This window comes from Chitinophaga sp. YR627 (assembly GCF_900114995.1).
Lineage (GTDB): Bacteria > Bacteroidota > Bacteroidia > Chitinophagales > Chitinophagaceae > Chitinophaga.
The window spans coordinates 773,184-785,306 of the sequence record NZ_FOUX01000004.1; the positions used below are offsets into that span (position 1 = coordinate 773,184).

Here is a 12,123-nt window from a genome sequence, read left to right on the forward strand (position 1 = left end):
TTTTATTGATTCCCATATGCAAGATAATCAATTACTAATGTCAGGAAAGAATAGGCTCATCCATCGTAATTACTCATAAAACAATCTCCCTGAATCCGGCAATAAATAATAAATTAGCGCGAATTAACGAGAAACAGCATAGATTATGAGTACCCAAGCCATGCCATTCCTTTCATTGGAGCATATCACTGTTCGTTACCTGGACAAGACCCTTTTCACCGGCCTGGACTGGCATATCAACAAAGGAGAGAACTGGGCGATCACTGGCCCCAGCGGCTCCGGAAAATCCGCCCTGCTAAGTACGATAGCGGGAAAATTCAACGTTATTAACGGTAGCATCCAGCATCATTTCAGCGACACCTACCGTAGCGAACATACTGTTACTGATCCATATTTCACCTACCGGGACCTCCTGGCACTGGTAGGCCATCATCATACTTTCAGAAACCGTTCCAATACCACAACGGACTTCTACTATCAACAGCGGTTCAATAGTATGGATTCTTCTGATGCGCCGACTGTACGGGAATACCTCTACGGAGAATCAGACGGAACGCCAGAACAGACCCCGATCCTGGAACCACTGCGGATTCCGGCACTGATGGACAAAGAACTGATCAAACTCTCCAACGGGGAAACCCGTCGGGTAATGATCGCAAAGTCTCTGCTGAAGCAGCCGGTATTGCTCATGCTGGATAATCCTTTCACCGGACTGGATGTACAGACGCGTAAGCATTTCACCGGGATGGTGAATAAGATCATAGCCAATGGTACCACCGTATTACTGGTGACTTCCCCTTCAGAAGTCCCCGAAAATATCACCCATGTACTGACGCTGGAGGAAGGCCAGGTAACCGGGAAGTATACACGGGAAGAATACCTGAAAATACCACAGCCGCTCAGTACGCAAAACTGGCAGGTGGATGAGGACAAGATCCGGGCGATCGTAAAAAACACAAAATCCCCGTTTGAGACCATCATCCGGATGGACCACATAAAAGTGCAGTATGGCGAACATTTGATCCTGGATGATGTTAACTGGTTAGTGAAACCCAATGATAAATGGGCCCTTTTAGGTCACAATGGCGCCGGTAAGTCAACCCTGCTGAGCCTGATCAATGGTGATAATCCACAGGCTTATGCACAGGAACTCTACCTGTTTGACCGTAAACGCGGTACCGGAGAAAGTATCTGGGATATCAAAAAGAAGATAGGTTTTGTGTCACCCGAGCTCCATCAATACTTCCAGGCAGGCAGTAATTGTCTGCAGGTAGTTGTATCCGGATTTTTTGACATCATTGGCAGCAGCAAACCGGGTACCGAAGCGCAGCAGGCGCATGCGGCCGCATGGATGGATATACTGGATATCGCTTCATACGCCTCCCACGCCTTCAAAGGTGTACCCGAAAGTGTACAGCGACTGACCCTCCTGGCCCGCGCCCTGGTAAAAGAGCCCCCATTGCTCATTTTTGACGAACCCTGCCAGGGACTGGACCAGCAACAAAAAGAACATTTTAAACATGTAATAGATACCCTGTGTAATGTGATGGATCTAACCCTGATCTTTGTTACACATTATCAGGAAGAAATTCCATCGGCCGTTACCAAAGTATTAAAACTGGAAAGGGGAAAGGTCATATATTAATTTAATAACGCATTTGTTTACCTTTATATCTTAAACAGCATTTAAGCCTCATGGGTCCCAAAAAACGTCTGGCGGTCGTCTCCGCCTTTGCTGTGTGCCTGTTAATCTCTTGCATCACAGCCTGTAGAAATACAAAAAAAGTCATGAACCCTGCACTGGCGAAATACATCGAAGCCTATACCGCTGGTGTTATTTCCAGGCAGAGCACTATCCGGGTACAATTAACCAGTAATGCGAATGTAACCCACACGCAGAATGAGCCTGTGGATGAAGATCTTTTCAAATTCAGCCCTGGTATCAAAGGAAAAGCCTACTGGGTAGATGCGACCACGATCGAATTCCGGCCGGATGCCAACCTCGAAGCCGGTAAGACCTATAACGCCACCTTTAAACTGGGCAAGGTCATGAAGGTGGAAAGCGATCTGAAAGAATTTGACTTCGAATTCAAGGTCATCAAACCTTCCTACGCGATCGAAGACTACGGTCTGAAAGCCACCAACAGCAATACGCTGAATAAAATGACTTTCTCCGGCGCCATCACCACCGCCGATACCGAAGACCCGCAACAGATAGAAAAGATCGTCAGCGCTTCCTATCAGGGTAAAAAAGTAGCGATCACCTGGCAGCACAATGCAGCAGACAAGATCTCTACCTTTACCATTGACAACCTAGGTCGTGCTGATAAAGGACAAGGTTCCCGTCAGCTGGAAATCACCTGGGATGGTAAACCCCTGAAAGTAGATAACGTATCTGGTAAAAAGACGGTAGAAGTACCTGCTGTCTCCGACTTCAAAGTACTGGAAGTTCGTGCGGTAGCCGAAGAAGAACAATACATCCTGGTACAGTTTTCCGACCCTATCAGCGTTGCACAGTCTCTGGATGGTCTGATCGGCGTAAGTGGCGTAAGCGATCTCCGCTTCTCCATTGACGGTAGTGAAGTAAAGGTATTTGGTCCAACCAGATTTGAGGGCAACTTTAACGTCATTGTCAACGAAGGCATACTGAACGTAGCAGATGCGAAACTCGAGCAGAGCTTTTCTGCGAATGTAGTCTTCGAAAACACACAGCCTTCCGTTACCATTCCGGGCAAAGGAGTGATCCTGCCGGAAAGCAATAAACTGGTGATGCCATTCGAAGCAGTGAACCTCAGTGCGGTAGATGTGACCATCATCAAAATCTATGAGAATAATATCCCGCAATATCTCCAGCAGAACTCCCTCGATGGTAGTCAGGAACTGCGCCGCGTAGGTCGTCCGGTAGTGGAAAAGACCATTCGCCTGGATGCTGATAAGTCCCTGAATCTGCATAAACGCAACCGCTTCTTCCTCGATATGGAGAAACTGCTGCGTACAGAGCCGGGAGCTATCTATCGTGTAACGATCGGTTTCCGTAAATCATACTCCCTGCTGGGTTGCTCCTCAACTGATAGCGGCAGCAGCAGCGACGGAGAAGGCAATAGCGAAGAAAGCGAAGAAGAGTACTATGGCGGTTACTACGGCAATGACAAGGTCGATGAAGACGATGATTTCTGGCGCCGTTATGACAGCTATTACCCTTATGGTTATTCCTGGGAACAGCGCGATAACCCATGCTCTAACTCTTACTACAATAAAGACAGATGGGCTTCCCGCAACGTTTTCTCCTCTAATATCGGTCTGACCGCTAAAAGAGGAAATGATAACAGTATGCTCGTCGCTGTAACAGATATCCGCGACACCAAACCAATGATCGGTGTCGAACTGGAACTTCTCGACTATCAGAACCAGGTGATCTTCAAAACCAAAAGTGATGGAGACGGTCTGGCTACCTTCGATCTGAAACGTAAACCCTACCTGCTCATCGCTAAAAAAGATGCAGAAAGAGGTTACCTGAAACTGGATGATGGTAACTCCCTGCCACTGGGTCGTTTTGATGTAAAAGGGGAAGATGTACAGAGTGGTATCAAAGGATTCCTCTACGGTGAACGTGGTGTATGGCGCCCGGGTGATACCCTGTTCCTGTCCTTCATCCTGGAAGACAAACAGAAGAAACTGCCGGAAAATCACCCGGTAACACTGGAACTCTACAATCCAAAAGGACAGCTGTACAGACAACTCAACGCTTTACAGTCTGTAAATGGATTCTACAGCTTTACAACAGCTACCGGCGCCAATGATCCTACCGGTAACTGGACCGCGAAAGTTAAAGTAGGTGGAGCCGTATTCACCAAAAACCTGCGTATCGAAACAGTAAAGCCTAACAGGCTGAAAATAGACCTGAACTTTGGTAAGAACACAACCCTTTCCAAAGCAGATGCGACAGAAGGTACCCTGAACGCCCGCTGGATGTTCGGCGCTACCGCACAAAACCTGAAAGCGAAAGTGGACGTCTCTTTAACACAGCAGACAACCAGCTTCAAAAACTTCCAGAACTACCGTTTTGATGATCCGATCACACACTTCGAATCAGAAAGCAAGACGATCTTCGAAAGCAGTCTGAATGAGAATGGTACTGCTCCGGTGAAAGTAAATCTGCCACTGGGCAAACTGGCCCCAGGTCAGCTGAAAGCCAGCTTTGAGATCAAGGTATTTGAACCAGGTGGCGATTTCAGTATCGACCATTTCTCCATGCCTTACAATCCGTTCGCCACCTATGCAGGTATCAGAATGCCTGAAGGTGACCGTATGACAGGTATGTTGCTCACCGATAAAGATCACCCGATCAGCATTGTCAATGTAGACGAAAATGGTAACCTGCTCAGCGGTAACCAGGATGTACAGGTTGAACTGTACAAAGTACGCTGGCGCTGGTGGTGGGATGAGAACAGTGAAGATGAATTCAGCAACTTCACCCAGGATAGCTACAACCAGCTGCTGAAGAAAGAAACCATGACCTTACATGGTGGTAAAGGCACCTGGAACCTGCAGATCAAATATCCTGACTGGGGTCGCTACCTCGTACGTGTAAAAGACCTGAAAAGTGGTCATACCACCGGACAGGCCGTATATATCGACTGGCCGGGATGGGCAGAAAGGGTACAGAAAGAAAATCCTTCCGAAGCAGCCATGCTGGTATTCACATCGGATAAGAGCCAGTACAATGTAGGTGATGATATCACCCTCACCATCCCAAGCAGCGAAGGCGGCCGCGGACTGGTAAGCATAGAAACCGGCAGCAAGGTGCTGAAGACCTTCTGGATCAGCACAGAGAAAGGACAGACCGTTTACAAGTTCAAGGCGGAAAAGGAAATGTCTCCGAACATCTATGTGAACGTGAGCCTGTTGCAGAAACATGCACAGACAGTAAACGACCTGCCGATCCGCATGTATGGTGTTATTCCAATTACGATCAATGACGCCAATACCGTCCTGAAACCGGTGATCAGTATGCCTGATAAACTGGAACCAGAACAGAATGCCAGCATCACGGTATCTGAAGCAAACGGTAAATCCATGACCTACACCATCGCACTGGTGGATGAAGGCCTGCTGGATCTGACCCGTTTCAAAACACCGGATCCACATAGCGTCTTCTACGCACGCGAAGCACTGGGCGTGAAAACCTGGGATCTCTTCGATTATGTGATCGGTGCATGGGGCGGTGATATGGAACGCATCCTCAGCATTGGTGGTGACGAAGGTCTGAATAAAAATGCAGGCAGCGCGAAAGCAAACCGCTTCAAGCCTGTGGTAATTTTCATGGGGCCATTCACTTCCAAAGGAGGAAAACAGACACATAATTTCAAACTGCCACCATATGTAGGTTCTGTGAAAGCGATGGTAGTAGCAGGCCAGGATGGTGCTTACGGCTCTGCTGAGAAAGCAGTAGCTGTAAAGAAACCACTGATGCTCCTCACTACATTACCACGCGTATTGGGCCCATCAGAAACGATCCAGATGCCGGTAACCGTATTCGGCATGGAAAACAATATCCGTTCGGCTAAGGTAACGCTGGCTACCAGTCCGCTGCTGGAAGTAGTAGGCGAGCGTACCAAAACCGTTACCTTCACACAACCGGGCGAGCAGATCGTATACTTCGATGTACATGTGAAACCTGGCGTAGGTGTGGCGAAAGTAAAAGTGACCGCTACCAGCGGCGCTGCAAAAGCAGAAGAAGAAACTGAACTGGAAGTGCGTAACCCTAATCCGGTGATCACTACCGTTCAGGAATCCACATTACAGGGAGGTCAAAGCTGGAGTACCGCGTATAAACCTGCTGGTATGGCCGGCACCAACACAGGTGTACTGGAAGTATCTACTATCCCTGCCCTGAATCTCGCAAAACGTCTGAACTACCTGATACAATATCCACACGGTTGCGTAGAACAAACTACCTCCAGTGTATTCCCGCAACTGGCACTGAACCAGCTGATGGACCTGAAACCAAATGAACTGGCTAACGTTGAGAAAAATGTAAAAGCCGGTATCGGACGCCTGAAAGGCTTCCAGACATCCGACGGAGGTCTGAGCTACTGGCCGGGTGAGGCAACATCAGACGAGTGGGGTACCAACTATGCCGGACACTTCCTGCTGGAAGCACAGGCAAAAGGATATGAACTGCCAACGGGTATGCTCGACCAATGGAAGAAATACCAGCGTAATAAGGCAGGTTCCTGGGCGCCGTCTACCAACAATTTCTATGGTGGCGACCTCACACAGGCATACCGCCTCTACCTGCTGGCATTGGCTAAAATACCTGAACTGGGCGCTATGAACCGCCTGAAAGAGTTCAGGTATCTGTCTGCCGAAGCGAAATGGAGACTGGCTGCTGCCTACAAATTATCCGGTCAGCCGGAACTGGCAAACAGTCTGGTACAGGGCTTACCAATGGAAGTAAAACCATTCAATCAGCTGGGTGGTACCTTCGGTTCCGATCTGCGCGATAAGGCGATGATCCTGGAAACACTGACTATCCTCGGACAGCGTACCCGCGCAAACGAGCTGTTACGTCAGATCGCCGCTAATCTGTCACAGGAAACCTGGTACAGCACACAAACCACTGCATATGCACTCATCGCAGTTGCGAAATATTGCGGCGTAAATACCAGCGGTAACAAGATGAACTTCAGTTACACCCTGAACGGTAGCAGCAATACAGTGAATGCCGCTTCTTATGTAACACAGGTACCGGTTACGGTTAATAGCGATGGTAATATCAGCATCCAGAACAAAGGCCAGAACGTACTGTACACCCGCCTGATCCTCCAGGGACGTCCGGAAGCAGGTCAGGAACCAAACGTTCCAAACAATCCTGATGTACTGGATATCCAGGTGAAATACAGCACCCGCGATGGTAAAGTACTGGACCCAGCAGCTATGCGTCAGGGTGCAGACTTTATGGCTACTGTAACCATCCGTAACCCGGGCAAACGTGGTTATTATGAACAGATGGCACTGACTGAAATATTCCCAAGCGGATGGGAGATCATCAATACCCGTTTGCTGGAAAATGACAGCACCTTCAGTTCATCACCATTCACTTACAAAGACATCCGTGATGACAGGGTATACACCTACTTCAACATTGAAGAGGGCAAAACCCGTACTTACAGTGTCCTGCTGAATGCAGCCTACCTCGGCCGTTACTACCTGCCGGCGGTATCCTGTGAAGCGATGTATGATAACACCATACACGCATTCCTGCCAGGTAAATGGGTGGAAGTTGTGAAGTAATTAGCAATTAAAAATTAAGGATTAAGGCTTAAGAATTAAGCCTATAGAACGGCGCTTCGACACCCGAAGCGCCGTTCTTTTTTAATAGCCCATTGTAACATATTATTCCAGATAATCAATCTTCACTGCTTTTCCATACTTGACTCCTAAAACCCAAAGCAACGCAGGAATAATGCGAAGGTTCCAGATGGTAAAGCGGACCTTAGCCCGTCCCCTGCAAAAAGCTAACGCCCAACCAAAGCTCCAACCCCCAGCCCCCACCAATTGCCACATCCACATCCTTAACGGGCATCAGTCCGCGACACCATCTGAAACCGCAGCGTATCTCCTGCCTATAACTCAAACCACAACGTACCTCTTGCCCATAAAGCACCCTTCAACCCAACACCAACTTGTTACTTCCAAATACTTAAAGGCCGTCAGTCCGCAACACCATCTGAAACCGCAGCATTATCTCCTGCCGATAAAACAAACCGCAACCAAAACCCCAGCATCCACATACTTAACGGCCATCAGCTATCCTAAACCACATCTCCCTAACTATAAATTCGTAATTTAGCACTATGTCTCCCTGGTTCCGAAAACGTAAATGGTGGCTCCTTGCCGCAACACTACTCCTTATACTCTACATCTTTTGCATCCCTTCCCGTCTTTTCACCACACCGACCTCATTTGTAATTGAAGACAGTAACGGTGAACTGCTCAGCGCAACCATCGCTACAGATGGCCAATGGCGATTCCCCGCCGACAAACAGGTACCTGAAAAATTCGCCGCCTGCATCGTCGCCTATGAAGACAAACATTTCTATCATCACTGGGGTGTAGATATACTGGCACTGGGACGTGCGATCAAACAGAACCTCAGCAATAAAAAAGTAGTCAGCGGTGGCAGTACGCTCACTATGCAGGTGATACGCCTCTCCCGCAATAAAGAGCGTAATATTATCCAGAAACTCATTGAAGCTGTAATGGCTACCAGGATGGAGTTTTCCTATTCCAAGAAAAGTATTCTCTCATTATATGCAGGTAATGCGCCTTTCGGCGGAAATGTCGTAGGACTGGAAGCAGCTTCCTGGCGGTATTATGGTCGTAGTGCGACACAGTTGTCATGGGGAGAGACGGCAGCACTGGCGGTATTACCGAATAGCCCGGCCCTGGTACACCCGGGTCGTAACCGACAGATCTTACTGCGCAAAAGGAATCAGTTACTGGAAAGGTTATGGCATAATGAAACGATCGATAGTGTGACCTGTCAGCTGGCTAAACTGGAGCCCTTACCAGATCAGCCGAAAGCATTGCCACAGGATGCTCCGCATTTGCTGGACCGCTTCCGCAGAGACTATCCTGCACAAAGAGCCAGAGATGAAAAAGCCGTAACACGTATCCGGACGACACTGGATGCTGCCCTTCAACGGAATGTCAGCAACATTGTAGAAAGGTATCATGCTGTTTATAAAGCCAATGGTATCAACAACGCCGCGGCAGTTGTACTGGACGTGGAAACCGGTGATGCATTAGCCTATGTCGGGAATATTTATCACCCGGAAGATCCGGAAACAGAGAGTCATGTCGATATCATACAGGCACCACGCAGTCCGGGTAGTACACTGAAACCGATCCTGTATGCAGCCATGCTGACGGATGGGATTATACTGCCGCATTCACTGGTACCCGATATTCCGACACAGATAGCCGGATATACACCACAAAACTTTGACCTGGGTTATGACGGCGCAGTACCAGCCAGTAAAGCACTTGCCCGTTCATTGAACATACCGGCGGTCAGAATGCTGCAACAATACAGATATGAAAGAATGCATGCATTACTGAAGAAACTGGGGATTACTACATTGAATCAACCACCGGACCATTATGGCCTGTCACTGATATTGGGTGGAGGAGAATCCACCCTCTGGGAAATGACAGGCATGTATGCCAGTCTGGCCCGTACACTGCTGCATCTTGAGCAATATAATGGCAGGTATGATGCAGATGATATCCATGCACCAAACTATCGTAAAGACACTAAACTGGTGTCAAAATTTGCACCTTCCGCTACAGGTGTATTAGATGCAGGCGCTATCTGGTATACATTCCAGGCAATGGAAGAAGTGATGCGTCCGGGAGAAGAGATGTTATGGCAACAATTCTCCTCCTCACAGCGTATTGCATGGAAGACAGGCACCAGCTTTGGTTTCAGAGATGGATGGGCCATCGGTGTGACGCCACAATATATTGTTGGCGTATGGGTAGGTAATGCCGATGGAGAAGGAAGACCTGGTCTGGTAGGCGTATCTACTGCTGCGCCGATCATGTTTGATGTATTCAGGCTCCTGCATACAGGTAGCTGGTTCAATACCCCTTATGATAAACTGCGGAAGATTGAGGTCTGCCGCCAAAGCGGGTACAGGGCCAGCGATCTTTGTCCGGAGAAAGATTCTATCGCCGTTCCTGTTAACGGACTCCGTTCCGGACTCTGTCCTTATCACCAGTTGGTACACCTGGATCATAGCGGTCAGTGGCGCGTTACTGCAGATTGTGAATCACCTTCACAGATGCGGCATGTGCCCTGGTTCGTACTGCCGCCTGCTATGGAATTCTACTATCGCAGCAAACATAATTATCTGCCCTTACCTCCTTACAAACAGGAATGTCTGGCTACGCTCAGTCAGGATAAAGCGCCAATGGAGGTGATCTATCCAAGACCCAATGCACGTATTTACGTACCGATAGAGATAGACGGTAAGCCGGGAGAAGCGGTGTTCACAGCTACGCATCGCAATACGGCAGAGAAGATCTTCTGGCATATGGATGACAGCTATCTGGGGACAACACAGGAGTTCCATCAGATGGCATTACATCCACCTGCCGGTAAGCACATCCTTACACTCGTCGATGAGCAGGGCGTGCAGATACATGTACCATTTGAAATACTGGCGAAAAAAAGTGAAGATTAAAGCAGATCAATAACCGTATTTCTCTTTCCAGAGCATACGCAGATGCTTACGCATCTCGTCTTCCCGTGCGTTTTTACCCGGGTCATACAATTTCATGCCTTTGATACGATCAGGCAGGTATTCCTGCTGGGAGAAGTTGTTCTCATAGTCATGAGAATATTCATACCCTTTGTGATAACCCATATCTTTCATCATTTTCGTAGGCGCATTACGGATGTGCATCGGTACCGGCAGATCGCCTGTCTGAGATACAACAGATAATGCATTATTGATCGCCATATAAGAGGCATTGCTCTTTGCCGAAGAAGCGAGATAGGTTGTACACTGGGAAAGGATGATCCTTGCTTCCGGATAACCGATCATGGTCACTGCCTGAAAACAGCTGGTTGCCAGCAGGAGGGCATTAGGATTGGCGTTGCCGATATCTTCAGAAGCAGAGATCAGCAAACGGCGGGCAATGAATTTCACATCTTCCCCACCTTCTATCATACGTGCCAGATAATAGACTGCCGCATTGGGATCACTGCCCCTGATAGACTTGATAAATGCAGAAATGATATCGTAATGCTGTTCGCCTGTCTTGTCATAGATCGCTACCCGTTGTTGTGCGATGTCCATCACCTTCTGATCGGTAACGACAATGGGCCGCTCATTTTGCAGCGTACTTACGACAAGCTCAAAGAGGTTCAGCAGTTTCCGGGCGTCCCCACCGGATATATTGAACAAGGCAGTTGTTTCTTTTAATTCGATCTGTTTACTGCCCAGCCATTCGTCCTGTTGCATGGCCTGCTGCAGTAATTGCAGCAATTCACGTTCACTGAGTGGTTTCAGTACATATACCTGGCTACGTGACAACAATGCCGAGTTCACCTCAAAAGAGGGGTTCTCAGTAGTGGCGCCGATCAATGTAATGATCCCTTTTTCGACAGCGCCAAGCAGGGCATCCTGCTGTGACTTGTTGAAACGGTGGATCTCATCGATAAACAGCACGGCATATCCCTGTTTACGGGCTATTTCGATCACTTCGCGTACTTCCTTCACACCTGCCGCGATAGCGGAAAGGGTATAAAAAGGCACGTCCAGTGTATGGGCTATAATATTGGCGATTGTGGTCTTACCTACACCAGGAGGACCCCACAATATCATTGAAGGAATTCTGCCTTGTTGTAAGGCGGTGCGTAGTATACTGTCCTTGCCGGTCAGGTGTTCCTGTCCCACCAGCTCATCCAGGGTCTCGGGTCTTATGCGCTCGGCTAATGGTTCCATTTGTTCTTATATTATGGGTTTGGGCTTATGTATCAGATCAGGCGCCTATATCATCTGTATCATCCTGCTGGTCTCCGTTCTGGCGGTCCCTCCACTGTTTGACATAAACCATTGACAATATCGCATTGCCGACAAGGATGATGCCATACAACGTCATCACTACCTGACAGAAACTGAATGCAGCTTCTATTGTACCTGCCGGTAATACCTGTTTCTGGGCAGCAGCCTGCTCATTCAGCTGTTTAGACAATACATCCCGTATTTCAGGGTTATTCAGCATGGATGCCATCAGTACTGACAATAAACCAACCAGAATCGGGAAGAAGCCCAGTACCTGTACACCACCAGGCGTGTTTTCCTTAAGGGGGTGTGCCGGATTCGCGAGACTTTTCTGTAATGCATTCGCCAGTATGGCGTGGATCAGCACACCGCCGAAGAAGAATACGATAAAGAGTACCGCCATATCTCCCGTTTGCAACAGCAGGTTCAGGAAGATCAGTGTAAACAAGCCGGTCAGGAATATCCCAATGCCATTTAATATTCTGAATAATTTAATGCCAAGGTTCATGTATGTGTCCAGTTTTAAAAGACCACAAACCTACTA

General features: G+C 48.3%; 5 protein-coding genes. 3 read left to right on the forward strand and 2 right to left on the reverse strand.

The features are described from left to right. Positions 1-145 precede the first annotated feature (145 nt). The 3 genes from BMZ72_RS23695 to pbpC all read left to right on the forward strand — a co-directional run bounded on the left by BMZ72_RS23695 (position 146) and on the right by pbpC (position 10,253). Positions 146-1,645 carry an ATP-binding cassette domain-containing protein gene (locus tag BMZ72_RS23695; protein WP_089812174.1) on the forward strand — a complete coding sequence of 500 codons (1,500 nt, stop codon included), beginning with the start codon at positions 146-148 and terminating at the stop codon, positions 1,643-1,645. Positions 1,646-1,788: 143 nt separating this feature from the next. Beyond that, positions 1,789-7,296: an alpha-2-macroglobulin family protein gene (locus BMZ72_RS23700; RefSeq protein WP_255373276.1), complete on the forward strand. Its 5,508-nt coding sequence runs from the start codon at positions 1,789-1,791 to the stop codon at positions 7,294-7,296. Positions 7,297-7,859: 563 nt separating this feature from the next. Next, positions 7,860-10,253, forward strand: coding sequence for a penicillin-binding protein 1C (pbpC, locus tag BMZ72_RS23705; protein WP_089812176.1), 2,394 nt, complete (start codon positions 7,860-7,862; stop codon positions 10,251-10,253). A 6-nt stretch (positions 10,254-10,259) separates the two neighbouring features. Here the strand turns inward: pbpC and BMZ72_RS23710 are convergent, their stop codons facing one another. Together BMZ72_RS23710 and BMZ72_RS23715 are read right to left on the reverse strand one after the other, a co-directional pair. Then, the gene (locus tag BMZ72_RS23710; RefSeq protein WP_089812177.1) at positions 10,260-11,519 is read right to left on the reverse strand and encodes a replication-associated recombination protein A; all 1,260 of its coding nucleotides are present in this window, start codon (positions 11,517-11,519) and stop codon (positions 10,260-10,262) included. A 37-nt stretch (positions 11,520-11,556) separates the two neighbouring features. Continuing rightward, complete coding sequence (locus BMZ72_RS23715) at positions 11,557-12,087, reverse strand: hypothetical protein (RefSeq protein WP_089812178.1); 531 nt, start codon at positions 12,085-12,087, stop codon at positions 11,557-11,559. Positions 12,088-12,123 lie beyond the last annotated feature (36 nt).